Here is a 24,251-nt window from a genome sequence, read left to right on the forward strand (position 1 = left end):
GTAAGGAAATATATTCCATAACAAAAGGAGGATTATCATGAAGAAAGTTTTAGTAAAAACCATGCTTTCCGTTACAGTAGGGTTCGGAATTGTGGCAGGAGGTGCAGCACCTAGCCTGGCTGCTGAAAACCAATTATCGAAATCAGAAGGAAAAAGCCTGTATGTGATTGCATTTAAAAACGAGCTGCCAAAGGGCTACGAAGAAGCAATCAAAAAAGCAGGCGGCCGAGTGGTAAAAGCACTCCCGGAAGTGGGAGGAATCGAAGCACAGTCCGATAATCCTGCATTTCTAAGTAATCTCAAAAAAGTACCTTCCATTGAGGTTGCTAGTAAAGAGATACCACTTGCATTAAACCAGCCGGCGATGATTCAAAACACTGCCCAAACAACAGCTCTCAACCAACAAGGAAGTCTTTGGGAGGAGCAGTGGGACACCCAACGGGTAACGAACAATGGGAAATCATATGAAATTGAAACCGGCGGATATGAAAATGAAAAAGGAGAAACTGTACATAAAGCGGTGGTAGGGGTTATTGATACTGGGATTGACCCAACACATCCAGATTTACAGAAGAATCTTATTGGCGGACGGAATCTGGTCCCTGCCGGAATGGATGAAACAGAAACTGGTGACCCAAATGACATTGTGGATCGTAACGGTCACGGAACACATGTGTCTGGTATCATTGCAGCAAATGGAAATGTTAAAGGTGTAGGACCAGACCTAGGAATTCGCACCTATCGTGTATTCTTTTCGGACCAAGCTCTTACTCTCCCATCCTTTATCATTGATGGCATCATAGAAGCTGCGAATGATAAGGTAGACGTCATTAATATGTCTCTAAGACTCTATAATACTTCGAAAACAATCATTGAAGGAGAAACCTATAAAACAACGGCCGATACGTTATTGTGGAAGCGCGCGATCCAATACGCTCTGAAGAACGACGTAACCGTAGTAGCGGGTAGTGGAAATGAAAGCTTGAACCTGGATGACAAGAATGAGGTTACTAATTACTTAAACTCGCTTTATGAACCATATGGAATCTCACTTAAAGGACCAACTACAGTTGTACCTGCACAAATGCCTGGAGTGATCAATGTATCGGCCTCAAACAAATGGTCTAAAGCAGAACTTGCCTTTTACTCCAATTATGGAAACAGTGCGATTGATGTAGCAGCTCCTGGAGGGGACTTTGGTTCGAAATATGCCGAAACCTTTGATCCAGTCACGGCGGATTTTTCTAACTTAATCCTAAGCACATGGCCAACCTACTTAGGTACGCCATACAATTATAATGCAGGTACTTCAATGGCAACTCCTCAAGTCGCTGGGATTGCCGGCGTTATTAAAGCTGCACACCCTGAGTTAAAGCCTTCGCAAGTATCAGCGGTCATTAAACAAACAGCGATTGACTACGGAAAACCAGGCCAAGATGCCTTCTATGGTTCTGGGGAAGCCAATGCTTATCGGGCATTGATGAATCTAAAAAAATAGGGAAAGTAGTACAAAGAATACTCTATCTCATAAACGGGGGCATTATTTCATTAACAAGGAGATGTGCCCGTTTTTTTGTTCTTTAACTATTGGCATATAAGTCTCTCCGTACTGCCACAAAGCATTTAAACCATCATTACTCAGGACAATGAATATTGCGCGGTTCTGAAGGTGAAAATCAGAAGTTTTACGCGTAAAAAGGCGAGCTTCATAATAGTATAGAAAAAAGCTTCCCATTATAATGATGATTAGGATGCAGGTTATTCTGCAAGAGAGAAGGACTTTTATATGCTATTTTATGTAATTGCAATCCTCGTTATTGTGATGGACCAGCTTTCTAAATATCTAATTCGGGCCTACATTGATATCAATGAAACATTTACATTGTGGGGAGTACATCTCACACATATCGAAAATAGCGGGATGGCAGGAGGTTTATTTCAAGGCAATGCACGGCTTTTCGGAGTTGTGGCTGTGTTTTTCGTAATAGGTGTTTTATATTTTCGCAGAACCGGAGAAATGAAGGGTTCTCTCATCGATTGCAGTTTTGGATTCCTGGTCGGAGGAGCAATTGGAAATGGGATTGATAGACTTTTGTTCGGGCAAGTGACAGATTTTATCATTCGCACTGGCGGAATTCTAAACTTTGCCGACCATGCTATCGAAATAGGGGTGTTCCTGCTTATTATTTATGGGGTCGTTAGATGGTTTAAAAATAAGCACTAGATTTTCCTACAAATACATTTCTTTCCCCTTCTAGCTGATATTGACCAATCATAAATCGTTGACGGTCAACTGCCAACACATAAGATTTTTTTGTCTCGAAGAGAAGAATTTTTTTAAAATAATTTTCTTATTTTCCATGCTTGTCCAATCTTCTTTATTCTCTTTACATATTCTAACATAGAGAGACGGAAATCTCTCACCGCCACGCCTCCTGCACATAGGTCACTCCCACCTCCAAAGAAGCGTATCGTTCGTTTGATACGCTTCTCTTTATTTCATCAGACCTAAGTACGGTCAGAGGCATTGATATGAAACTTTGAAATAATGAATTTTGGAAAAGAGCCCTGTTAAAGGCTCTTTCTATAGTTAAGTTATTTGGGTATATACACATAAGTAGATGAATATAAAAAAATAGGGAAAGTGGTACGAAAAATACTCTATCCCATAAACAGGGGCATTATTTCCTTAACAAGGAGATGTGCCCGTTTTTGTAATTTTTAACTATTTGCATAGAACTCCCTCCATATTGCTTAAAAGCATTTAAACCAATACTTTAGTAGCATGAGCAATTAATGCAAAAATGTAAGCCGTATTCTGTGACTTTCTGGAGACCTCCTGCCGAACACCGGTTTCGCCTTTTTGCCAGCGCTCATAAAACCCGTGAACAAACTCAAAGTCTTTAAAGCTAATCCTTCTGTCATTTGAAAGATTGACACTTGGGCTATTAGACCTTGCTTTACTTATTACTAAATAGCTTCCTTGGCCCCCGACCTGAAACCACAAAGGGGTACTACTATTTTGCGGAACAGTATGTATTTCGAACTCTGTTACTCTAGCTTTATTAATAAGCTTCTCCCATAATGTTTTTGCGTCCATATTCCCATCTCCTTTAAAGCATAAATTTTCCAATTATAGTATTATTATAGCAAATAGCTTGATATATGTATCAGATGGATTAGTTCATAGGACGTATATACTTCAACAGTTTTCATCATTTACCATATCTTAACAAACGAGCTTTGAATTTTTTTATATAATAGCTTTAAAGCAGGTTTTTTTGTTTGGTTGGTGTAAAAAAACGGCAAAAAAAGGGGGATTCTGTTTTATGCAGCACATTGACAATTTACTTCGCGAACATGAGTTGTACCATAAAAAAGCAGATATTATCTCAGCTTTGAAGAATTCTATTAAAATAGAAAAAATAAAGGTAAACCAAGAGTATATTCCAATTGGTTCTTCGAAATTAGGCGGTTTGCCAGATATGCCTGATGAAATGGAATTTCCCAAATATGATAACGGCTATTTAACGTTCATCGGGCAATTTAAACTGAAAGAAATGAAACCATATGATAAAGATGGTTTGCTTCCAAACAGCGGGATCTTGTATCTTTTTTATGATGTCGTTGAGCAGCCTTGGGGCTTTGAAGAGGAAGAGGGATGCTTTAAGGTACTTTATTTTGATGGCGATTTGGCCACATTGAAAAGAAAAGAGTATCCGGAGATCAGCGATAACTATTATCCATTAAATGCATACCAGGTGAATTTCAAGAACATCTCTACGATATCTGAAAATCCTGCTAATCTTACATTTGAAAACGAAGACGAAGAAGAGAACTTTTGGAACTTTCGCCAAGAATTAATGGAGCTGGAAGATGAAGAAGGTAACACCTCCCCCTCCCACTATATGCTCGGAGAACCATTTAATGTGCAAAACGATGTGTTTGAAGAGCTATATAACGATGAAAAGGAACCGATATTACTGTTTCAAATCGACTCCGATGAAGAGGATTTAGGGGTCATGTGGGGCGATTGCGGGCTGCTTTACTTCTGCATAGATAAAGAGGAATTAGCGAATAAGCAATTTGATAAAGTAAGGTTCACCTTGCAGTGTTTTTAAAACTAGATGCATAGGGACGGTTCTCTTGTCTCATTCCGCGGTGCCGGTTCAGGTTCCATCTTAGCTTAGGTGCATGGGCTGAAAACGACTGAAATGATGCATAAGAACCGTCCCCATGCATCATAACGAATCTGGCCATATTCCAAAGAAGGCTGCGAATATGTTCGTTGACTTCTACGCTGCTGCTTATTCATCACTTGGTCTATATAATGAGGAAGTACAGATCAAGATTGAGGATGCAGTAGATAAGATCATGGATACGATTAGAAAATGTGTGGATGTACCGGGTTTTTAATTGAAGAAGCTGTCAAAAACAAAGAAAACTCGTCCTTAGTGGGGCACTAAAAAAAGGATTATAGGCAGAAGTTGCCATGATGATTGCATTTGCGTCATTCATACTCTGACCTTCGAGGGTATTTAGCCATCCATATTCCAACAAATAGAGCGCTATCCTTGTTCAAGGATAGCACCCGATAGTTGAAGAATAAAATTAAAGCCTCTCCCCAGGTGGTCAAACCACCCTATAAAGATTCACTCCCACTGTCATTTCAGCTTTTTTTCAAATGCTTCAGTTTATCTGGATTAACTATGTTGTATAGAGCAGAAAGTTTATCGTCATCGAACTGAAATGCCAATACATAAAAAATTTGATCGTCCGCCTTCATAATCATTCCCGGTTGTCCGTTCACATCCGCTTCCATGACAATCAAATTGGATGGAATTCTACTGTTGACACCCTTTAAAGCGGCGACGGCTCGTTTAATTCCAAAGATAGGACGCAAGTTTGCTTTTACTTTACCTCCTCCGTCGGAATAAATAGTGAAGTCATCTAATAAAATGGACAAAAGTTTTTCGGTGTTGTTGCTTTGAACTGCCTCCATAAAGTCACGCACAGTTTCTTCTTTTTTACTCCTATCTCCCCCCTCTTTGGGGGATAAATCGCCGACTTTTTGTTTCGCTCTGCTTTGTATTTTTCGGCTGTTATCAGGAGATTTACCTATTAATTGCGCAATCTCATTGTAAGAATAAGAGTAAACTTCCCGCAGAAGGAACACCGCTCTTTCCACCGGATTTAAGTTTTCAAGTAGATGTAAAAAAGCGATGGATAACTCCTCATTGGCAATCACCCGGTCTGCCGGATCCGCCCCCTTTCCGTTAATGATCGGTTCCGGTAACCAAGAGCCGACATACACTTCTCTCCTCTTTCGGGCAGAACGCAGAAAGTCAATGCTAAGGTTTGTTGTGACCTTCCATAAATAACTTTTCACATGATGAATCGAATGCAAAGAAACTTGATTCAAATTCAAAAAAGCTTCTTGCACGATGTCTTCTGCATCGGTCACACTTCCCAACATACGATAAGCAAGCGAAAAAAGAGCCGATTTATAAGAAGAGTAAACTTCGGTCATATAAGCCATATTGGTCATATCATCATCAGGTGGAAGATGTTTAGATTTAGAACCGTCCGGCATTCAAAGCACACCCTTTTGTTTGTGAGCACCCTGCATTACACTCTTTTCTATATTTTACCATAAATTTCAGACCAATAGGGCTATTCTGTCCGTTGGGACGAGTTTGTTTCATCTCGTCCCGGTGATCATCTCCCCTTTTTTTGCTTTGCCCAATGCATCCAAACATTGTAACAAAGCAGAGTACTGTTCCTCCTTTTTGTTGGCACGACCGATCGGACTCCCCAGTTTGTTGGGGAAATAAATCGATCGGGGTACTCCCAAAGCATTTGTCGTTTCTGGTAACAGGGTTACTGTGATTGTCGCTATTCCCTGCTTTTCCAATTCTCGTGCGATCAGTCCCACGGACCGATGACAGTGGCTTCAGGCAGGGGTCAGAATGGCCAAATCCACCTGGTCCTTCACAAGACTGCGCGCAACTTCCGGTCCTGTTTTTTCAACCAACGGAGAGGGATCATGAATTCCTCCCTGAAAACTGAAGTGACGCGGGGCGATACTCCCTACTTTACCTTCCCGTTGCAAGCGGTGTAGAGTGGCTAAAGGAAACATAATTTCCAAATCAACCTTTACATCGCTATGATCATAAAATAAATGACTGATCACCGTTTCACTTGAGGGTGTATCTGAGGGAATCACACGATAGGAGCAATCCCCCTTGGAATCGTTCAAGTCAAATGGGGGTTGGCTTTTCAGGATGATGCCTCCCGTGGTAATGAGTGCCACCCGACTTTCCTCAATCGGCCTTTTTAATGGAGTCCAGGGAACATCTTCACTTCTTTCACTGCCCAATTTCATACTTTTCATACTGATTCGATCAATAAATTTGGGGTATTTCTCCATCAATTTACCCATCAATTTCGATTGAGCAAGCTTGAATACTACCTTTCTACCAAAGCCAACCTTGGAAGATGAATGAATATTTGCCATCAAATATGCCTCCTTTTCATTTTCAACCTGTTTTATCTTTCACACATAGGGACGAAATAGGAGGGGGATTTGTGACATGGCTATAAGGATTTATTAAAAAAACCGATCATCAGATAGGTAACTCTTTAAGAGCCTTATACATTATACACTCACATGTTCAATGACTCGATTCATTGCCTGAATCTGTCCCATGTGGGCTGCTTCATGCATCAGTGTTAAACCTGCCAGCTCTCCAAAGGTTTTACATCCCATGAATGGTGTTTCCAAGGAATTGTTTAGTTGTTCAGCTGGAATTTGCTGAAGACGATCCAATTGATCTTTTAGCTGTACCATAAGCTCATCCATAGTAGGTACATTCCCCGTCCAATCAGCTGGTTTAGTACCCTTCCCGAACAATTCGATATAGATTGGGGGAAGATGTGTTGTTGCCTGAGGAAAACCAAACATAGTTTGTTCAGTAACTGTCAAAACGTGACCTGTATGCCAGTGAATTGTGTTGTTGAAACCATCTGGCTGGACATCAGTTTGGCCCTTAGGAACAGACCCTATGATCTTAATGAAGTACTCTCTTGTCATTTCAAATTGCTTGAACACAAGTTTGTTCATTTCTTTCTCTCCTCTCACTGATACAATCGTCCATTTTATAATATTAATAAATAGCAAGGAATATAATTAAGGCACCTCTTGCTTTGCAAAATAAAAGTTGTTTATTTTATGGATGAGTCTACCTCTTTATTTAATTAAACCAGTTAATCCCTCTGCTTCATTTATCCCCTTTTGCTCAAAAGTTTTATCATTAGTTATCTTGCTCTTTATGAAAAGAAAAATGGATAAGAGAAACATAAGCGATGCAAATAAACTGACCGAGAAAAAACCATTCAATGTGCTATATAATACACCTGCCATTCCCGTTCCAATCATTGAACCAAAATATTGGCAAGAGTTAGATAATGCCGCAACCGTTCCTCTTTGCGTACTAGAAATAGTTTGTAGGGAACTAAGGATAACCGAAATTAAGACACCACCGATGGCAGCGATCGTAAAAAGCAATACTTCAACATACAAAACCGTTTTCGACATAGGCAGAATAATGTACAAAATAGACATCATTACAGCCCCAATATTTAATGTATGGAAACGGGTCAACTTTGTCACCAAAGGACTGCCAAACAGACTGCCGATTAAACTGCCTAATCCGAAAAAAAGAAACACCATCCCTGCAGTTTTTACATCAAGCTGAAAACGATCAGCAAGCCACTTGCCAAAAAAGGTGAAAGTTGCATAATAACCGATGGCAAAGACCAAGTAAGCCAAAAAACCAAAGCGTGCTTTGCTCGATTTCAATAGTTGACGATAAGGCTCGACAAATGGGTTCGGCTTCTTTTCAACCGATGGCGGGGGTAAACTAGGAATCAACCAAATAAGCAATATAATGATTACTATCGCTTCAAGGGAGAGCACAAAATAAGGAATCGACCAACTTATGCTTGCTAAAAAACTTCCGAGAGGGAGTCCTAACACTTGGGCTGCTGACACACCTCCTATTACAACCCCCATCCCCATAACTAAACGATCAGGAGGAATTAGTATAGTGATAGATGCCCACACTTGTGGAGTAATCAAAGCAGCAAATAAACCAGCTATGGCTTGATATAGGATTATTTCTAACCAACTAGAGGAAAATCCACATAAGAAAATAGCCATTGCATAACCAACCAGACCATACATCATTACCTTCTTGCGATTCCATTTGTCTGAGATAGGACCAAATAACAAAGAGAAAACAGCATAAGTTAAAGCATAGGAGCTAATCATCCAGCCAGCCTGCACGGTTGTAATCTGAAATTCAATCTGTAAAACGGGCAAAAGCGGTGATAAGAGAAATGAGTTAGATGCGATTAAAAACATCAATAAGAAAAATATGGTTAATTTAGTGTACACTTTTCCACCTCCATGTTTATTAGTTAGATAACAATTTAATAAAGATTCAAGCAGACATGGATAAATTCGCTAAATATTTCTCAATTACAACATGAGAAAACCTCTTTTCCTTTTATTTACTGCGCGCGCTTAATGTCAAAATAAGTTTACCTCTTGTAAAAAATTCCAACAATCATGTATTTCCGATTATAATGATAAGTAAAAGTGATGATGATTACCGTTGGGGGGGATGTATACATGGAGCTAAGACAATTGGAGTATTTTATTGCCATTTGTGAAGAGATGCATTTTTCAAGGGCATCTGAGAAACTTTTTACCACACAGTCCAATCTCAGCCAACAGATTAAATTTTTGGAGAAGGAGTTAGGGGTTCCTTTATTTGATCGCATGGGAAAACGTATTACCTTGACAGATGCCGGAAAAGTGTTGTTAGAACAGAGTAAACATGTTTTTTCACATATTAAATACGCTCGTGATGCTATTGCTGATATGAAAAATATTCAAGGTGGAACGCTTACGATCGGTGTCTTGCCAGGAGATGCGGATTTGTTATTTAATGCTTTGCTCGTAGAATTTCACCGAACCTACCCTAAATTATCTTTATCAGTAATAGAAACAACCGAAGTGACAGAACAAGTCATAAAGGGAAATATCGATATCGGCGTAACCACTTCCTCCTTTCATGATGATCGAATTGTGCAAATTCCTCTATTTAATGAAGAGTTTTCTTTAGCTGTTGCAATAGAGAGTTCCTTTGCAAATAAAAGGACTGTACAACTAAAAGATCTACAATTCATGGAAACCGTGATGTTTCCTTCTAATCATCAGTGTCGTAAATTAGTTGATAAATTTTGCATGGAACTAGGATTTCATCTACATCCAAAGATCGAAACTACAACAATATCCTCTCTGATTAACATGGTACAGCAAGGAATTGGGATAAGTGTTCTGCCAAAATTGTTACTTGAAAATCTTGATAACAAAAATATTAAAATTATTAAGTTAACTAATCCCACACCGAGTCAAAATATTTGTATAGTTTATCGCACTGAAAAGTACTTGGGATTTGCAGCCCGAGCGTTTATCGACACTTTGAATACCTATATCGAAACAGCGATAAATCATGCAGAAGTAATCAATGATCACACGAACTGAAAAGTAAAGTCAAAATTTTAAACCACTTTATTGTCATTCAATACTCAGCGTTTTATATACGGATTTACAGCGTTAAGGATATTCAAAAATTAAAAATCCCAATCTCTCAGTGATATAAATGAGAAATTGGGATTCATTTATTCAACAATTACGCCCATTTGTTGAATAGCCATATATAATTTATAGTGGTTTTACTTTTGATCTCCCTATGGTTATCTCTTTATTTTCTAACAACCGGAATCCACATTTCACCGAATACTGAGCCGTTTCGTTGCCCCATGATAACCGCTGTATTTGGCCCGCCAACATAGGCAAAATCCTTTGCTTCAGGCAATACTTGACCAAAGGCAATGCCAGTAACCATATTACTCAACGCTTCAGCCGTCTCCGCTTCCCCTTTTACAACGAGGTATTCACTTTTAGGAAATTGAATCACTCTGGATGCTTCTGGTAAAGATTGCTCTGTCATTACGCCGGCATAATGCATCATCTTGTTATTCACTGCTTCATTCACGACAAAAATGTAGTCATTTGTGGCAACGGCTTTTAACTTGGCAAGCCTTCCATCTTGATTGACGTCCGACCAAAAGTCTGCCTTTTCTTTGGTTATGCCAGCATAGTCTGTGTAGTGGCTCGTAAGCTCTGTTCCAATACCTAAAACGGTGAAGCTTTCTTTTTCTTCTAACGTATAATTTGTCATATTCAAACCATCCTTTTTTTTAAATTTATCAAATGATTTATCTTTTCAATTGATAAGTTTATAATAATCTTTAATCATGTCAAAAAATGAAACTGTTTAGGAGTCCCGATGAAAAAAGTTGAACGGATTAACACCATCATGCGGTATATCAACAACCGCTCCCACTTTACCATTTCTGAGATCATGCAGGAATTTAACATCTCTCGTTCGACCGCGATTCGAGATATTCGAGAAATTGAAGCCATGGGGATGCCGCTTGTCGCTGAAGTTGGAAGGGATGGCGGTTATTTTGTCATGAACAATTCGGTCCTGCCCACCGTCCGCTTTACCGATAATGAGATTAAAGCTCTCTTTATTGCCTTTATGGCCACAAGAAATCAACAACTCCCTTATCTAAAGAGCCGTCAGTCTTTAGCTGAAAAATTACTAGGCCTTATTTCAGAAAACCAGCAAGATGACCTGGTTCTATTAAATCAAATCCTGCTTTTTGAAGGGACCAATCCCAATAATCCCGACCTGCTTGAACTGTCAGACCTTCCCCATCCGATGTTAGAAAAACTTATTCAAATCCTGCTTTTGGATAGCTATTTATTGATTACCATTAAAGAAGGCAAGGTCATAAAGTCTTATCCAATTTTTCTTTTACACCTTTATCATGAAAAAGGCCTTTGGCTGATTGAAGGCTTTAACTTAAAGGAGGAAAAGAGACAAATTTTCCCTGTCGACAACCTCACCGATGTACAACCATATTCCACGGAAAAAAGACTAAGTAAGAAAAAGATTTTAGAAAAACTAAGGAAACAGGAAGAAGTAATCAACCTTGTCCTTGAACTTGGTCCAAAGGCGATTGCCCAGTTCAAAAAATACCATCCTTTAAAAGTTTCAATTTCCTTTACGAATCCTTACCAAACCACAGCCATCCTAAAGACTTTTATCAATGTTAATCATTCAGAAGAATTGACCGAAATAACAAATTGGCTGCTTTTCCTAGGTGGGGATATCAAGATCAGGGAAGTTCCCGAAGAAGTCTTGGAAGTTTTACAAGAAAGAGTATTTCTATTCTGCACTTAAGCAGTGCCCGTTAAACCTTATATAGGCTGCGTTACGGTAACCGTATCACAAATCCGATATGGCGTTTTGCATCTCTCCACCGAACGCACTCAAGAAAAGCACCCGATTGTTGAATTTTCATCTTTCATGCTGTTAACTACTAGAATGCTATTTATCTAATTTAGTAATACTCGAAACTGTTTTTTTACCATTCATTAAAGAGCGTATTAGTCGACGAAGAAGGAAAATCAAACTTAAGAGTGGAATGGATAACTTATGGGTAAAATCGACGAAAAAGCTGGACGAAATATCTTTATCTGTGACAGATGAGGCTATAATCGTTCACTTAATCCTTTTAAAAAAAATCCATTAGGTGGGGAACATGAAAAATAAACTTTTGTACATTGAAGACGATAAGGAAATCGGCTCATGGGTCAGCGAAGATTTAACTAGAAGGGGCTATGATGTGACCTGGCTTACCTCGGGGGATCATGCGTCCCATTATATGGAGGGCTACGACCTCGTCATCCTTGACATCATGCTTCCTGGATTGGACGGATTCTCGATCGGCCAGCGGTTAAAAAAAGAATATCCAGAGACACCGATTCTTCTACTTTCTGCTAGAACCTCTATTGACGATAAATTGCAAGGTCTTCATTTTGCCGACGATTATGTAACGAAACCCTTTCATCCCGATGAATTGACGGCACGTGTAGAAGTGCTGTTAAGACGATTTGGGAAGATGTCACAACCACTCATTCAACTATCTCATCTTAGCATTTATTTAGACCAAAACCGTATTATCGATACAAGATTGAATACAGAAATCGCCCTAACGGCAAAGCAATTTCAAATTTTCACGTATTTGCTTCGTCATCCAAACCAAATTCTGACAAAGGAACAAATCTACGAAGCGGTATGGGAAACTCCTTATATTGTTGGGGATAAAACGTTGATGGTCCATATTCGTCATTTACGCGAAAAAATAGAGGAAAATCCGAGCCAGCCGCAAATTATTGAAACGATCCGGGGAATCGGATACAGGGTGAAGCAATGAAGTTTCGACATTCACTGTTGGCGAAATATTTACTGATCATTATCGTAGCCCTTATCATATGGCCGTTTGTTTTACCTGCCTATTACATACCCTCCTATTTTCTGAACAAGGATTTTCCACAAAGAGCTCAGTATATGGATACGAACAAATTAAAGAAAATGTGGCATCATGAGGCGGCAAAGCTGGATGGAGCCACTCCAGAGCAGGTAAATCAGAAGCTTCACACAGTAAGGGAACAATATCCGCTTGCTTGGATGTTCTGGGTGGACGGGACGGGGAAAACCAAACTAATACTTTCCGAGCAAAAGAATATTCCAGCACAGTGGACCTTAGAGAACAGTATTGAGTTTATGAATCAAAGTGATGAAGATCCGATTACCTTTGTGTCTTTTATTGGCGGAAAACAGAGCAACGGATTTATGGTTTTCCAAATACCGCCCTCCGTTACAAAACTTCCGACCCTTTCCATTATAGATAACAAGTTGCTGGCGCTATATGCCTTTCTCGTATTCGGTCTCTTTCTCTTTGTCTCTTGGTTATTTTTCTTCAAGATCCGGAAACGGCTCATTCATCTCCAAACCGCCATGACGGAAACGCAGGAAAACGGGATTCCCGAAAAGATCGTTATCAACAAAAAAGACGAAATCAGTGAATTGGGCAAAGCGTTTAATCATATGATCGATGAACTGATAAAGAGCAGGCATCACGAACAAGAAGAAGAAGCGCTGCGCAAACAGCTGATTGCCAATATATCCCACGATTTACGAACACCGCTCACAGCCATTCGCTGGCATGCCTATTCATTGCAAAAAGAACCTTTATCGTCCAAAGGGAAAGATTCGCTTCATTTAATTGAAAACAAGGTAGATCTCTTAAGCCATCTGCTGGAAAATCTCCTTTCCTACACGCTATTATCAGCCGGAAAATACACATTACAAAGAAAAGAAACGGACATCATTCGATTCATCCGGGAATCCATGGCAGGATGGTATCCGGTATTTGAGAAAGAAGGCTTTAAAATAGATGTTAGTCTGCCCGAAAAGGCTTTAAGTTGGAATATCGATCCCCATTGGTTCATGCGCATCCTAGATAATCTCTACCAAAACGTGATCAGACACGCTAAGTCGGGGCAGTATGTCGGTGTCAGAATCGTGGATTATGAAGGGAGAACAGCGATTCTGATTGAAGACAAAGGCCCTGGATTGGATGTAACAACAGACAAAAAAGGGGCCGGCATCGGCCTCTCCATCGTGTCACTCATGCTTCAGGAAATGCAATTGGGGTGGAACATAACAAGTTCACCAAAGGGCACGGCCATCTATCTTTACGAAAAATGATAATAGGCAATGAAATACCATACTTGACAAAAGATTTTAACACTGAAAGACAAAAATTATACCAATGGATGACAGACTGTTTACCGTTATTTTCCGAGGTGAAAATCCCCCGAAATACGCTGAAATGGCTGAATATCGGGGGAATTGATTTGGGCTGCTTCTTGAAACCCTGAAAATTATGAAGTTACATATAACGATACAAAGCTATTTGCCGATCCTTGATTTCCTCATAAAGCTTCTCAACTTGCTCTTGATGGATAGCCGCTTCCAAATTCGCTTCCCTTTTTCTAATTTCAATAGTAAAAAATATAATATTAAAGATCATCGCTAACCTCCCTAAGCACATTTACGTCTACTTGTACCAATACTCGGCTAATGATCAGACTTTATGTCAAAGTTACACCTTGACTACTTTTAACATTTGTCGAATGGCTCCAAGATGATAGGCTGAATGAGCCAAGGAAGACAACACCTCATTGGCCAGTAGTTCATTCCATTCAATAGCGTCAATCGATTCCAAAAGTGTGAAGTATTCATTTCGCAATCCTTCCTGATTTCGGTTCCATTGTTGTGCATCTACCGAATGAATATCCCAACTCTTTCCCCAATCCATTTCCGGTTGTTTCCCTTTTTTTAAGATTTCATTGGTTCCCCACATGTGATAGCGGATGTGATCAGTATGTGCAGCCAATGTTGTTCCATGAACTGACATGGAGGCTTGGTCGTAAGACATCCCCTCTAGTACACCGAAAATTCCAGAATTCGATTCAGAATTTGTGAACCAACTTCCTTTTCCAGGAACTAGGGGTCCTTCGAATGTTTCCCTTAGCATCGTTTTAACCGAGTTTCTTAACGTTTCATTCATGTTTAGCCCCTCCAATAAATTTTTATTATGCATACGTCTGTTTTTGTATATAACCTTCTATAATTGTTTTGATGGTTATATTATGATGTGGTTGATTCTAACTGTCAATACCTTTTATAATGGTTATAGGAAAATTTCAAAATTATATGGCCCGGACTGTCAAAGGAGAAGTCACATGTCTGATATAAATAAAGATGTACACAAGCATGATTTGCTCGGCGGACGTTTGTGTTTGGATTTTGCCAATACAGTAAGCTGGCACGATAGCAGTGAGGAATCACAGGAGTTGCTGACGAGTTACGAGAAGCTGGTAAACTGGAGTTTGCATGCCAATATTCTTAATAAACAACAATCGCTTTCACTACTAAAAAAAGCAGAAGATCAACCCGCTAAGGCAATAGAAGTTCTCCAACAAGCTATTGAGCTGCGGGAATCGATTTACCAAATTTTTAGTCTAGTAACAAAAAATGAAACACCAGCCTCTAAAGATCTTGCTATTTTGAATGAAGCCCTAAGCAATGCTTACGGGAAGATGCGAGTAGTGCTTGGTGAAAATAAATTTTCATTGGAATTTTTGAATGGTGAAGAAACATTAGACGGAATGCTTCCACCGATTGTTCAATCTGCTATAGACATTCTTACTTCTGAAAAAGAACTAAGCAGGGTGAAAAAGTGTGAAGGGCATCCGTGTGGTTGGCTGTTTTTGGATACAAGCCGCAATCGCAGCAGACGTTGGTGTTCGATGGCAGACTGCGGGAATCGTGCAAAAGCAAAGCGATTTTATCGTAATAAAAAATAATAGCTCTTAACACGGAGTTATTTTGCTCAAAATGGCACAATGCCAACATCTTTTCAAACATGGGCTTCACCTAGCCTTTAAGCAACTGGTGATTTCGTATTTTTCAATATTCTACATTCGGGTGCCTTTCTTAAACAAAAGGTGTCTTCTTTTATTAGGTATAAAATTACATATAATTTGTAAACTAAATTTACCTACATAAAGATTGAGGAATTGATGATATGATCCAAGATAAGGTGTTAAAAATTGGTTTATTAGGTGTTCTGTCAACAATACCAGGAGAGATTGCTTCGCGGATATTTGTTTATTTTGGTATTGGTAAGTATGCTATTTATGAATTAGCAAGCCTTATTGTTACATTTAACAGGCCTGTATTTACCATAGGATTAATTGTAGATTTTTTAGTTGGTAGCTTTTTTGCAATCTTCATTTGCTTTATATTTAAAAAGATTGGTTCATGCCATTTAGTTATTAAAACGACTTTATGCAGTTTACTGGCCTGGTTAGTATGTGAAGTTTTATTCTCAGCATTAATAGAAGGCCAGTATATACCTATTAGGCCCATAAATGATTATTACTCTCATATTATCAGTGCCATCATTTTTGGTATTACATTAGGACTGTTGATAAAGAAATTTATATTCAAGGAGTTAAAATCAGGATAAATAGGGCCGGATTGTGGAATATCGTTAGTCTAATTCCTCGGTAAAAATGCTGAGGAATTAGACTTTTTTTATCTCTCAATTATTTTGTAAATCCATTTCACGAAAAAAAGGAAATAGAAAAGGAAAGCCCCGAATTAAACAAAATTTAAACGAAACCTCACCTTCATTTTAACCTTTACGGATTAGGATGAAAGTGAGGTTATTTTTTTTGAATAATAAAGAAAGGATGATTACGTTGAATGTCACATCGCCTGTACTGAATAAAGAGGCTAAAACAAAACGGAACCGGTGGCCCTCATGGATCGGTTATACCGCCATGCTATGGTCGGCGCTGTACGGAGCATTACATCTTTACTGGTTATTGGGTGGAGCTGGATATCCTTTTAAAAATGAGGGTATGGGATTGTTCGCCGCCATGGTTACCAATCTTCCGGTACAAATTGGCGGTATTGTTTTTGTCACTCTATGTCTCATGGGCATTGGAATAGGTCTTGTCATGCAGAAACCACATTATAGGGCTTTTTCTCGGCGGTTTGCCATTGCCTATTCATGGGGGTTCTCAGTTGCTCTGCTCCTGTTTATTCCTGATACCAGGTTAATTGCCGCTATGGCTTACGCTTTTTTATTTAAATTCGACTTTAACTGGGAAATGTTGAACCAAATTATTTGTATTATCGGAGCCCTTTTTTGGATGATGGCCGCTGTTGTTTATCAAAGAAAAACTCGTCATGCACGTGAATATTGCGGACGTACCGATGACGGAGAAACATCTTTATTGATTCGTTGGGGAAGATGGATGACCATGATCGCAGTATTGGCTCCCATTCCTTATGCCTTAATACGCTTCTCGTGGGCACTCGATATCCCTTTAGGGATTGATCCGCAATTCCTTAAGGATTTCTCGACCGCTAATCCGATGGCTCGTCTGACGGAATGGGTTTTTGGATCTGTATGTATAATCGGAAGTCTCCTTACACTTGGTTTAATCCAAAAATGGGGTGAAGTCTTTCCGCGCTGGTTCCCGTTCATTGGTGGAAAAAGAGTTCCCATCATGCTAGCAGTGATTCCTGCTTCCATTGTGGCCATAGCTGTAACCGCAGCAGGTTTTGTCTTTACATTCGGTATCATTGCCACGGCACTTCATCTCGGGCCGATGGATAATATTTTACACAGTCAGGGCTGGGGTGCTATGGGACCGATGATCTTTTGGGTGCCATGGGGAGTGGCACTTGGGCTAGCTGCGATTGCCTATTATTATCGTCGGCGCAGCCGATGTTCCCGCTGTGGAAGAGGTTAAAAAGGAGGACTGCGTGACCATGAATGAAAAAACAAACAATGTGAAAGCTCAACCGGCAAGGCTAACTGCCTTTGAGCAATGGACGAAGGAAGCGGTATGGCCAGCATACCTCGGTTGCTTTTGGGCAGTCATGTATGCTGTTTTCGTCCGATTTTATCAAGCTGCAGGCGGGACGATAGGTCTCCCCGGGCAGCTGGAGAGTCCTAAAGTGATGTACATGGCAAGTTACCTTGCGGGCGTCTTGATCATGACCTGTGGGTTCATTTTAATTGCCCTTGTCAAGCCATGGGGACGAGTAGTCCCAGCATGGGTGCCGTTCATTGGAGGGAAAAACATCCACCGTGTCATCATCTTAACCCCTACCCTTTCCTGTACTGCTTATTTACTTGCACATGGAATCAGCGGGATCATTACAAAAGCCCTCCTTCTGGCTAATGTCATTACTTTACAATTCAATGGCTGGATTTCACTTGATGTTCACAGCCTGGCGTTATGGTCTCTTTTGTTTTATGAGCCGTGGTTTGTGATCATGGGCATTTTGTCCGGCTTAACCGCCTCCCATTACGCGCAAGCTTCCGGCATTTCACTTTCTGCATTTAGACGAAGCCTGGCCATCTATTTCATTTTCGTTTTTCTATTAACGATGTTTTGTGTATTCTATATCATTTTTAAACTCGCATAAATGGGATGTATTTCTTGCCCTGCTTCTAACAATCGGGATATTATTAGCGTCACTTGGCGGAGGTTTAGGAGGCGTACAAAAGCTTTGCCCATATGTTGCCTGTGGAAAAATTGTGGTGTTTGGTGTAATGCGCATTACGTTCCCTAGTACATGTTCAGGAATGTAAAAACTGGGTCAGCCCCCCAATCAGGTAAAGCCTTAAAATATCGGGGACTGACCCTAAAAACAAGCAATGTATAAAAACTTGCATATTTGCTCATTAATTTTTTTTCACAATGTAGAAAAGCATTCGTAAAAAAAGCTAATTTAATGCATCTAAACTAATTTATACATTAGAATATCATCCACATATTTATTATCATTAAATTTAAATTCATTAATTTTTCGTCCCTCTTCAATGAACCCCATCTTTTTGTATAAGGATATTGTTCTATGATTTGTTGAAAAAACCCCTAGACTTACTTTCTCAACTAATGGATTCTTTTCTGCCACTCTAATAATGCTTGGAGCAGCATTTTACCAATCCCAATTCCTCTGTAATTGTTTCTGATTAACATTCCGAATGAACCCGTATGTGACAATCGTTTCCTATTTTGGGTACTTTCAAATACAATCCAACCAACAACTTGACCGTCTTTTTGTTTTAAAGGACAATTTGTCCAAAAAAGCCCCCCCATTCTATTAAAACTCTGCTTTTAGCGTTAACTAACGGTATCAGCTGTTCTCCATTCCATCATAGTGACCATAAGAATACTCCGTTCAATAATCGTTTCTTTGACTGAAAATTATATGATTACCTGTTTATCTGCAGCAGAAATTAGGACAAAGATGTAAGCAGTTTTCTGGGATTTAAGTACTGCCTTTTGTCGGACTCCAGCCTCACCCTTTAACCATCAATCATAGTAACAACTTTACTATTTTAACGAATCTATTAAAGAATAAGTTTTAAAAAAACTGGTTTAATAAGGTTAATATCAGGGTAAATCGCATAAATTTAGACAACAAAATCACACACAAAAACGCAGAGGTTTTAGCATCCTCTGCGTTTTTTTTAGTATTTTGCCTTTTACATTAAACAAACAGTAATAAAACAAATCCATTCTAAACTTCTCAACTGATCGGTAAATCAGTAAAGCTCCGGACAAAGAAATCTCGAAACTTACGATCCACCTTGGACATATATCTTCCTTCAAGCCATGCGATTTGATAAGTACGCTGACAAATAGGATTATCAATATGCAATAAATGAAATGAAGTCTCTATATTTCCAATTAGGGTGTCCGGAATAAAAGCAACACCAATTCCCATACTCATGAAGTGAACTACAGCAGTATGTTCGTCGACCTCACAAATTATATTCGGAGTAAACCCTGCTAGTTGACAAAATTCATCCGTCATTTCTCTGAATGGATTACCTTTCTTTATACAAATGAAAGGATCATCAGCCACTTCACTCAAGTCTATGTTTCTCCGATTAGCAAAGCGATGTGTATGAGGAACAGCAAGATAAATTTTTTCAGTGAGAAAGGACAATCCCTCTATTCCTGACTGCTCAATGGGAGGGAAAGTGATACAAAAATCGATTTCACCATTTCGAAGCTGTTGTATCTTTTCCCTTTTTGAAGCTTGAGTGATTTGAAGTTTGACATCAGGGTGTAAGGATATAAAAGAACCTATTACATCAGAAAAACATTTATGAGTGGTTGTCGCTAAAAAAACACGCCCTCTTTCATATCCCGCAAGATCTTCAACTTCTCTTCGACCTTCATCAAGCAACATGAGTGCCTTTTCTACTTTCTTCAGATACACTTTTCCAAACGAATTGAGTCGAATGTTTCTTCCTTTACGATCAAATAACGGTACACCCAAATCCTCTTCCAGCCTTGCGATGGTTTTGCTGAGAGCTGGCTGAGCGATGCGCAGTTCTTGCGCCGCCCTTGTCATATGTTCCAACTTAGCAACTTTTAGAAAATATCGTAGTTGCAGTAGTTCCAAGTTCGTCACTCCTTCATTCATATACCAGAGTATATATAGTGATATATAAATATGTCTTTTTATATATTAATAATTAAATATAGAATATTAATTGAAAGTAAAAAATGCTTTCAAAAACTGAATAAGATTGCATATTCTGGTTGTGAATATTGTTGCTTAAAAACCCTCAGTTTCAAGAGATCATTTATTAAAAGTGAATTAAGGTATTAAAAAATGATTAGTAAAGAAAGGATGTGTAACCTTTGAAACTAAATCATATCAATCTAACTGTGACTGACGTTAGCGCTGCTCGTGAGTTTTTAGAAACATATTTTGGCCTACAAACCAAGAGTACACATGATGATTCATTCGCTGTATTGTTAGACGAAGATGGATTGTTGCTGGCATTGATGAAAGGTACCCAAGTCAATTACCCTAAGACCTTTCATATAGGTTTTTCACAGAAGAACGAAGAACAGGTGAACGATATCTATCTACACTTGAAGAATGATGGATTTGATGTAAAACCTCCAAAAAGGGCTCATCGTTGGACTTTCTATGTTAAAGCACCGGGTGGATTTACAATCGAGGTTTTTTGTTGAATGCAAACATACAATTATCATTAAAAACAAAAATGTTAATTTGTAATTCTAGGATTAAATATAATCAATATGAAGGGACAAATAATAATGATTAAAGATCACATGAAAGCCGCTGCCATTACTACTTTTGGTCCTCCAGATGTTTTGCAAGTAATGGAATTTGATAAACCCCATGCAGGTGCAGGGCAGGTTCGGGTCAGAGTCAAGGCTGCTGGTATCCAGCCGTTCGACTTGGCTGTGCGTAGTAGTGGCTGGGCGCCACCAGGTATGGAGGTACGGTATCCACAGATACTCGGTAACGAATTCGCTGGAATTATTGATCAAGTCGGTGATAAGGTAACAAATTTCTCTGTCGGCAATGAAGTACTAGGATGGGCTTTACTGGCCTGCTATGCCGAATATGTGGTGGTTAGCGTTGACCAGATTGTGCATAAACCAAAGAACATGCCTTGGGAGGAGGCAGGTGTAATAACAGCCTCTGGTCAAACCGCACACACCGCGTTACAGGAACTTGGCGTTGACAAGGGAGACACCATCTTGATTCACGCTGCAGCTGGTGGAGTTGGTACATTCGCAGTACAACTGGCTCAGGCATGGGGAGCAACTGTCATCGGAACCGCTAGTAAATGCAACCATGAATACCTTCGAAAGCTCGGTGCCATTCCAGTCACTTATGGTGACGATCTTGCCAACAGAGTCAGTGCGTTAGCACCTAATGGCGTGGACGTAGCATTCGATGCCGCTGGGGATGAAGCTCTACACGCATCATTGGAACTTGTCGAAAATAAAAATCGAATTGGCACAATTGTTGCGTTCGATCTTGCAGAAAAACTTGGTGTTCGTCCTATACGCAGCCAGAGGTCCGTGAATCGGCTTACTGAAATAGTAGAACTATACTCGCAAGGTAAATTGCAGATCCTTATCAGAAAGGCATTTCCATTACACCAAGCCCCAGACGCCCATCGAGAGATCGAGAGTGGCCATGGTCGAGGAAAAGTGGTTCTTACAATAGGATAGAACATACTATTGTAATGGATTTAGGTAATTTATAAAGAGGTTACTCCTCCCATTATTTTGGAGGTTGCCTCTTTTTATTTAAATTATTCTCATTCTTACATCTTCTAAGTAAGGATGGAATAGCTTACTCTCTGAAGTAATGTCTATCTCATTTTCAACTTTACCCAAACGTATTTTAAAACAAATTATTGTTTTTCTCTAGGGGTTATTACTGATCAACAGATTTTCGTTTATGTTTTTCATTGATTATTTTTTTGTTTAGTATCCTGACTTCCCCAACCATTAGTAACCTCATATCCTCTACTATACACTTTGCTAAATCTTCATCAGAAATGTCATCTCCATAAATATCAAGACGAAAATCCTGTCCCTGCAATCCACCGCCATTGGTAAACTCTATTTCAAAATCAAACTGGACTCTTTTATCCATTTTAAAATCCACCTTATATATTGTTTTGGGTCGATATTGGCTATGGTGCCTGGCCCCCCCAAATCTTGTCGGGGAGAATTCGACAAATTGTGGGTAGGACAGGCACTTGCCTTATCGAAATTCTTTTTCGCACGCTTTTGCATTCTATTCGGAATAATATATTGCATATTTTCATAAATCATTTGATGGGTTCTTTGGTTTTTCATAAATAAAATATCTGTGCACTACTTTTCATTAATTTAATTCATTGTTGCGTTAAACTGCTGATAGTTTAATAATGTGTACTCCAAAGTATTGTTATATCAATATGGAAAAAGTGGGTTCATCGAAGGTCAGTATATTATCTAGAAAGCGTTCATTCTCTTCCAAAGCCATTGCATAGTAGGCTTTTCATTCCTCCATAAAATCAGTAATTTGACGATACAGCTTCTCAGGGTGGGTGAGATTAGCCATATGGTCAGCACCCGGAATTTCTATGATTCTAGCATCTGAGTGCATTCGAAAGTAATTGGCAACACGAAGGTTGTCGGGTGAATCTTCCTTGCCGATTATCAATAATGTTTTGTCCGTCAATTCTCCTAATCTTTCGATGGCCGGTGGTTGCGGCCAAATCAATTTAACAGGAGGCCATTCAAACATTCGGTTCATATGGTGCCGAAGCATTTGAACCATCAAATCCCGGTGCGGACTCACCGTTACAACACGATTCGATGGATCACAGAGCAAAAGCTCAATCATCTTTTCGATATCGGGGGCAGCTTCATGAATCTTCTTCATTCTCTCTCCAAATTCCTTCGAATAGCTAAACCCAGATAAACCTGGCGCAAGCAAAATTAGTTTAGAAACCCTCTCAGGATAATTCAGAGCGAATTCAGTGGCAATTTGGCCGCCCATTGAGTGACCGATGAGCGTTGCCTGATTGATTTCTAGATGATCAAGCAGTGACAACAAATCTTCAACAGGATTGACATCTTCTAAAGGAGACGGTGATTTCCCGGTACCACGTCCGTCAAAAGCAACGACCTTATAGTGTTTCGCTAAAAGAGGTGCGACAAATGTCCAATTTCGTACATCAGCCCCACCAGTGAGGAGGACCACAGGTTGACCACCCCCATAAACTTCGTAATACAAATCCATTGATATTCCCCCACCTAACATAATTTAATATTTCATTTGAACGTGCGATAGGATTACCGAAAAATAACCATGAAGTTAAGTTTTCACTCACACCCTCCCCCAATCCTACACACATTACATATTTTACCACATAGAAGTAAAGTAAATGCTGAATTTTCAAAAAAGAGACCCTTTGTTTCAGCTATTTAACTTCCTTAATTCAAATAGCTTACTCCAATAAATGGCTCATGTTGAATAAAAGCTAATAAAGATTATTCAACTTAACTGCCAAGTCAATTGTTATATAATCACCATTCATATCATCGCCAGTTATGTACCAATTTGAAGATAGATCATATTCAGCTCTTTCACCGATAATTACCGGGTTTGCTAATACCAGATGGAATAAGCATCTTTCAAGCTTACAAGATCCATATAGCCAGTTCTATTGATCCTCCCCCTCCTCTAAAACAACTTTTGCTCTGTATTCACTCGAAAACTTAACTATACAAAAAACCCCCCTAAGTTGGATTGTTTAATCCAACTCAAGGGAGTCACTCCAATTAGCGAGCTTTTTTATTAAAAATACCGGATCCTTATTAAATTAAAACACCCGTTGAATAAGAATCTTTCTTTTTAGCCCTCGTTAATTACCCATAATCTATTTTGTTTTCCCATCCAAGAACTAGCATCACGCCACTTTAGACTCTTGGCAGAAATCCAGCTATTAGTGCCAAGTATATAATTTTCGGGACAATTATATTTTCTAATACATAATAGCCATGCATTAACGGCACAATGTATAATGTTTAGATTTATCACATAGTTGGTGCAAAAATGGATGAGAAATTTGATAAAGAGAAAGAACTTTGGAATAAAATCTACCTACTTCGTGAAGAAATGGTTAGAACAGCTTACAATAAGAAGTTAGATTTTCTTGATGATGAAGTTTTATCATTGAGTCAAGCTTTAAACAAACTTTTAAACGAATATGAAAAATTATTACACAGAAAATAAGGGAAATATCACCTCTAGAATGTGAATACA

At 39.2% G+C, this 24,251-nt stretch carries 26 protein-coding genes and 1 pseudogene; 15 read left to right on the top strand and 12 right to left on the bottom strand.

Features of this window, described 5'->3' with window-relative positions:
- Window positions 1–37: 37 nt before the first annotated feature.
- Both KHA99_RS16275 and lspA read left to right on the top strand, forming a co-directional pair.
- Window positions 38–1,498 (top strand): S8 family serine peptidase, encoded by a 1,461-nt coding sequence (locus KHA99_RS16275; protein ID WP_213118518.1) that lies wholly within the window; start codon window positions 38–40, stop codon window positions 1,496–1,498.
- A 288-nt stretch (window positions 1,499–1,786) separates the two neighbouring features.
- Window positions 1,787–2,224: a signal peptidase II gene (lspA, locus tag KHA99_RS16280; RefSeq protein WP_213118519.1), complete on the top strand. Its 438-nt coding sequence runs from the start codon at window positions 1,787–1,789 to the stop codon at window positions 2,222–2,224.
- Between the two features lie 540 nt (window positions 2,225–2,764).
- Here the strand turns inward: lspA and KHA99_RS16285 are convergent.
- Window positions 2,765–3,100, bottom strand: coding sequence for a hypothetical protein (locus KHA99_RS16285; protein ID WP_213118520.1), 336 nt, complete (start codon window positions 3,098–3,100; stop codon window positions 2,765–2,767).
- 229 nt (window positions 3,101–3,329) lie between these two features.
- On the opposite strand from KHA99_RS16285, the gene KHA99_RS16290 reads away from it, so the two are divergent.
- Together KHA99_RS16290 and KHA99_RS31215 are read left to right on the top strand one after the other, a co-directional pair.
- A complete protein-coding gene (locus KHA99_RS16290) occupies window positions 3,330–4,121 on the top strand; it encodes a YwqG family protein (protein ID WP_213118521.1) in 792 nt (263 codons plus the stop codon).
- Window positions 4,122–4,281: 160 nt separating this feature from the next.
- Window positions 4,282–4,416 (top strand): hypothetical protein, encoded by a 135-nt coding sequence (locus KHA99_RS31215; RefSeq protein ID WP_261363806.1) that lies wholly within the window; start codon window positions 4,282–4,284, stop codon window positions 4,414–4,416.
- Window positions 4,417–4,669: 253 nt separating this feature from the next.
- On the opposite strand, the gene KHA99_RS16295 is transcribed toward KHA99_RS31215, so the two are convergent.
- The 4 genes from KHA99_RS16295 to KHA99_RS16310 form a co-directional block, all read right to left on the bottom strand.
- Entirely contained in the window at window positions 4,670–5,593 is a 924-nt protein-coding gene (locus KHA99_RS16295) for an RNA polymerase sigma-70 factor (RefSeq protein ID WP_213118522.1), read from the bottom strand.
- A 360-nt stretch (window positions 5,594–5,953) separates the two neighbouring features.
- Window positions 5,954–6,517, bottom strand: a complete 564-nt coding sequence (locus tag KHA99_RS16300) for a glycine/sarcosine/betaine reductase selenoprotein B family protein (protein WP_213118523.1) — start codon at window positions 6,515–6,517, stop codon at window positions 5,954–5,956.
- A 141-nt stretch (window positions 6,518–6,658) separates the two neighbouring features.
- Entirely contained in the window at window positions 6,659–7,123 is a 465-nt protein-coding gene (locus KHA99_RS16305) for a DinB family protein (protein WP_213118524.1), read from the bottom strand.
- Window positions 7,124–7,249: 126 nt separating this feature from the next.
- Window positions 7,250–8,458: an MFS transporter gene (locus KHA99_RS16310; RefSeq protein ID WP_213118525.1), complete on the bottom strand. Its 1,209-nt coding sequence runs from the start codon at window positions 8,456–8,458 to the stop codon at window positions 7,250–7,252.
- 237 nt (window positions 8,459–8,695) lie between these two features.
- Between KHA99_RS16310 and KHA99_RS16315 the strand changes: the two genes are divergently transcribed.
- Window positions 8,696–9,613 (top strand): LysR family transcriptional regulator, encoded by a 918-nt coding sequence (locus KHA99_RS16315; RefSeq protein WP_213118526.1) that lies wholly within the window; start codon window positions 8,696–8,698, stop codon window positions 9,611–9,613.
- A gap of 220 nt (window positions 9,614–9,833) precedes the next feature.
- On the opposite strand, the gene KHA99_RS16320 is transcribed toward KHA99_RS16315, so the two are convergent.
- Window positions 9,834–10,313, bottom strand: a complete 480-nt coding sequence (locus tag KHA99_RS16320) for a GyrI-like domain-containing protein (protein ID WP_213118527.1) — start codon at window positions 10,311–10,313, stop codon at window positions 9,834–9,836.
- Window positions 10,314–10,421: 108 nt separating this feature from the next.
- Here KHA99_RS16320 and KHA99_RS16325 point away from each other — a divergent pair, with 108 nt between their 5' ends.
- The 3 genes from KHA99_RS16325 to KHA99_RS16335 all read left to right on the top strand — a co-directional run bounded on the left by KHA99_RS16325 (window position 10,422) and on the right by KHA99_RS16335 (window position 13,757).
- The gene (locus KHA99_RS16325) at window positions 10,422–11,384 is read left to right on the top strand and encodes a helix-turn-helix transcriptional regulator (RefSeq protein WP_213118528.1); all 963 of its coding nucleotides are present in this window, start codon (window positions 10,422–10,424) and stop codon (window positions 11,382–11,384) included.
- A 361-nt stretch (window positions 11,385–11,745) separates the two neighbouring features.
- On the top strand, window positions 11,746–12,420 hold the full coding sequence (locus tag KHA99_RS16330; protein ID WP_213118529.1) for a response regulator transcription factor: 675 nt from the start codon (window positions 11,746–11,748) through the stop codon (window positions 12,418–12,420).
- Window positions 12,417–13,757, top strand: coding sequence for a HAMP domain-containing sensor histidine kinase (locus tag KHA99_RS16335; RefSeq protein ID WP_213118530.1), 1,341 nt, complete (start codon window positions 12,417–12,419; stop codon window positions 13,755–13,757). Before KHA99_RS16330 ends, KHA99_RS16335 begins: the two co-directional genes overlap by 4 nt.
- 184 nt (window positions 13,758–13,941) lie before the next feature.
- Here KHA99_RS16335 and KHA99_RS16340 read toward each other — a convergent pair whose 3' ends face one another.
- Together KHA99_RS16340 and KHA99_RS16345 are read right to left on the bottom strand one after the other, a co-directional pair.
- Window positions 13,942–14,082: a YrzI family small protein gene (locus KHA99_RS16340; RefSeq protein WP_213118531.1), complete on the bottom strand. Its 141-nt coding sequence runs from the start codon at window positions 14,080–14,082 to the stop codon at window positions 13,942–13,944.
- A gap of 72 nt (window positions 14,083–14,154) precedes the next feature.
- Window positions 14,155–14,622 carry a hypothetical protein gene (locus tag KHA99_RS16345; protein WP_213118532.1) on the bottom strand — a complete coding sequence of 156 codons (468 nt, stop codon included), beginning with the start codon at window positions 14,620–14,622 and terminating at the stop codon, window positions 14,155–14,157.
- 175 nt (window positions 14,623–14,797) lie between these two features.
- Between KHA99_RS16345 and KHA99_RS16350 the strand changes: the two genes are divergently transcribed.
- The 4 genes from KHA99_RS16350 to KHA99_RS16365 all read left to right on the top strand — a co-directional run bounded on the left by KHA99_RS16350 (window position 14,798) and on the right by KHA99_RS16365 (window position 18,065).
- Complete coding sequence (locus KHA99_RS16350; RefSeq protein ID WP_213118533.1) at window positions 14,798–15,421, top strand: CGNR zinc finger domain-containing protein; 624 nt, start codon at window positions 14,798–14,800, stop codon at window positions 15,419–15,421.
- A gap of 221 nt (window positions 15,422–15,642) precedes the next feature.
- Window positions 15,643–16,086, top strand: coding sequence for a hypothetical protein (locus KHA99_RS16355; RefSeq protein WP_213118534.1), 444 nt, complete (start codon window positions 15,643–15,645; stop codon window positions 16,084–16,086).
- A gap of 208 nt (window positions 16,087–16,294) precedes the next feature.
- Window positions 16,295–17,383: a hypothetical protein gene (locus KHA99_RS16360; protein WP_213118535.1), complete on the top strand. Its 1,089-nt coding sequence runs from the start codon at window positions 16,295–16,297 to the stop codon at window positions 17,381–17,383.
- A 19-nt stretch (window positions 17,384–17,402) separates the two neighbouring features.
- On the top strand, window positions 17,403–18,065 hold the full coding sequence (locus tag KHA99_RS16365; protein WP_213118536.1) for a DUF3995 domain-containing protein: 663 nt from the start codon (window positions 17,403–17,405) through the stop codon (window positions 18,063–18,065).
- Between the two features lie 315 nt (window positions 18,066–18,380).
- Here the strand turns inward: KHA99_RS16365 and KHA99_RS16370 are convergent.
- Both KHA99_RS16370 and KHA99_RS16375 read right to left on the bottom strand, forming a co-directional pair.
- Window positions 18,381–18,706 (bottom strand): annotated as a pseudogene (locus KHA99_RS16370) (GNAT family N-acetyltransferase); the annotation flags it as partial.
- Between the two features lie 469 nt (window positions 18,707–19,175).
- Window positions 19,176–20,060, bottom strand: coding sequence for a LysR family transcriptional regulator (locus KHA99_RS16375; protein ID WP_213118537.1), 885 nt, complete (start codon window positions 20,058–20,060; stop codon window positions 19,176–19,178).
- Between the two features lie 242 nt (window positions 20,061–20,302).
- Here KHA99_RS16375 and KHA99_RS16380 point away from each other — a divergent pair, with 242 nt between their 5' ends.
- Together KHA99_RS16380 and KHA99_RS16385 are read left to right on the top strand one after the other, a co-directional pair.
- Window positions 20,303–20,641: a VOC family protein gene (locus KHA99_RS16380; protein ID WP_213118538.1), complete on the top strand. Its 339-nt coding sequence runs from the start codon at window positions 20,303–20,305 to the stop codon at window positions 20,639–20,641.
- 102 nt (window positions 20,642–20,743) lie between these two features.
- Complete coding sequence (locus tag KHA99_RS16385; protein WP_213118901.1) at window positions 20,744–21,658, top strand: NADP-dependent oxidoreductase; 915 nt, start codon at window positions 20,744–20,746, stop codon at window positions 21,656–21,658.
- A gap of 208 nt (window positions 21,659–21,866) precedes the next feature.
- Here KHA99_RS16385 and KHA99_RS16390 read toward each other — a convergent pair whose 3' ends face one another.
- Together KHA99_RS16390 and KHA99_RS16395 are read right to left on the bottom strand one after the other, a co-directional pair.
- Complete coding sequence (locus KHA99_RS16390; protein ID WP_213118539.1) at window positions 21,867–22,088, bottom strand: cyclase; 222 nt, start codon at window positions 22,086–22,088, stop codon at window positions 21,867–21,869.
- A 390-nt stretch (window positions 22,089–22,478) separates the two neighbouring features.
- On the bottom strand, window positions 22,479–23,225 hold the full coding sequence (locus KHA99_RS16395; protein WP_213118540.1) for an alpha/beta fold hydrolase: 747 nt from the start codon (window positions 23,223–23,225) through the stop codon (window positions 22,479–22,481).
- An 816-nt stretch (window positions 23,226–24,041) separates the two neighbouring features.
- On the opposite strand from KHA99_RS16395, the gene KHA99_RS16400 reads away from it, so the two are divergent.
- Window positions 24,042–24,221 (top strand): aspartyl-phosphate phosphatase Spo0E family protein, encoded by a 180-nt coding sequence (locus tag KHA99_RS16400; RefSeq protein WP_213118541.1) that lies wholly within the window; start codon window positions 24,042–24,044, stop codon window positions 24,219–24,221.
- The last annotated feature ends 30 nt before the right edge of the window (window positions 24,222–24,251 follow it).

The organism is Neobacillus rhizophilus (assembly GCF_018343535.1).
GTDB classification, from domain to species: domain Bacteria; phylum Bacillota; class Bacilli; order Bacillales; family Cytobacillaceae; genus Neobacillus; species Neobacillus rhizophilus.

Coding starts and splice junctions, on each gene's coding strand:
- KHA99_RS16275 (WP_213118518.1), top strand. CDS start 38: ATGAAGAAAGTTTTAGTAAAAACCATGCTTTCCGTTACAGTAGGGTTC.
- lspA (WP_213118519.1), top strand. CDS start 1,787: ATGCTATTTTATGTAATTGCAATCCTCGTTATTGTGATGGACCAGCTT.
- KHA99_RS16285 (WP_213118520.1), bottom strand. CDS start 3,100: ATGGACGCAAAAACATTATGGGAGAAGCTTATTAATAAAGCTAGAGTA.
- KHA99_RS16290 (WP_213118521.1), top strand. CDS start 3,330: ATGCAGCACATTGACAATTTACTTCGCGAACATGAGTTGTACCATAAA.
- KHA99_RS31215 (WP_261363806.1), top strand. CDS start 4,282: ATGTTCGTTGACTTCTACGCTGCTGCTTATTCATCACTTGGTCTATAT.
- KHA99_RS16295 (WP_213118522.1), bottom strand. CDS start 5,593: ATGCCGGACGGTTCTAAATCTAAACATCTTCCACCTGATGATGATATG.
- KHA99_RS16300 (WP_213118523.1), bottom strand. CDS start 6,517: ATGGCAAATATTCATTCATCTTCCAAGGTTGGCTTTGGTAGAAAGGTA.
- KHA99_RS16305 (WP_213118524.1), bottom strand. CDS start 7,123: ATGAACAAACTTGTGTTCAAGCAATTTGAAATGACAAGAGAGTACTTC.
- KHA99_RS16315 (WP_213118526.1), top strand. CDS start 8,696: ATGGAGCTAAGACAATTGGAGTATTTTATTGCCATTTGTGAAGAGATG.
- KHA99_RS16320 (WP_213118527.1), bottom strand. CDS start 10,313: ATGACAAATTATACGTTAGAAGAAAAAGAAAGCTTCACCGTTTTAGGT.
- KHA99_RS16325 (WP_213118528.1), top strand. CDS start 10,422: ATGAAAAAAGTTGAACGGATTAACACCATCATGCGGTATATCAACAAC.
- KHA99_RS16330 (WP_213118529.1), top strand. CDS start 11,746: ATGAAAAATAAACTTTTGTACATTGAAGACGATAAGGAAATCGGCTCA.
- KHA99_RS16335 (WP_213118530.1), top strand. CDS start 12,417: ATGAAGTTTCGACATTCACTGTTGGCGAAATATTTACTGATCATTATC.
- KHA99_RS16340 (WP_213118531.1), bottom strand. CDS start 14,082: ATGATCTTTAATATTATATTTTTTACTATTGAAATTAGAAAAAGGGAA.
- KHA99_RS16345 (WP_213118532.1), bottom strand. CDS start 14,622: ATGAATGAAACGTTAAGAAACTCGGTTAAAACGATGCTAAGGGAAACA.
- KHA99_RS16350 (WP_213118533.1), top strand. CDS start 14,798: ATGTCTGATATAAATAAAGATGTACACAAGCATGATTTGCTCGGCGGA.
- KHA99_RS16355 (WP_213118534.1), top strand. CDS start 15,643: ATGATCCAAGATAAGGTGTTAAAAATTGGTTTATTAGGTGTTCTGTCA.
- KHA99_RS16365 (WP_213118536.1), top strand. CDS start 17,403: ATGAATGAAAAAACAAACAATGTGAAAGCTCAACCGGCAAGGCTAACT.
- KHA99_RS16385 (WP_213118901.1), top strand. CDS start 20,744: ATGAAAGCCGCTGCCATTACTACTTTTGGTCCTCCAGATGTTTTGCAA.
- KHA99_RS16390 (WP_213118539.1), bottom strand. CDS start 22,088: ATGGATAAAAGAGTCCAGTTTGATTTTGAAATAGAGTTTACCAATGGC.
- KHA99_RS16395 (WP_213118540.1), bottom strand. CDS start 23,225: ATGGATTTGTATTACGAAGTTTATGGGGGTGGTCAACCTGTGGTCCTC.
- KHA99_RS16400 (WP_213118541.1), top strand. CDS start 24,042: ATGGATGAGAAATTTGATAAAGAGAAAGAACTTTGGAATAAAATCTAC.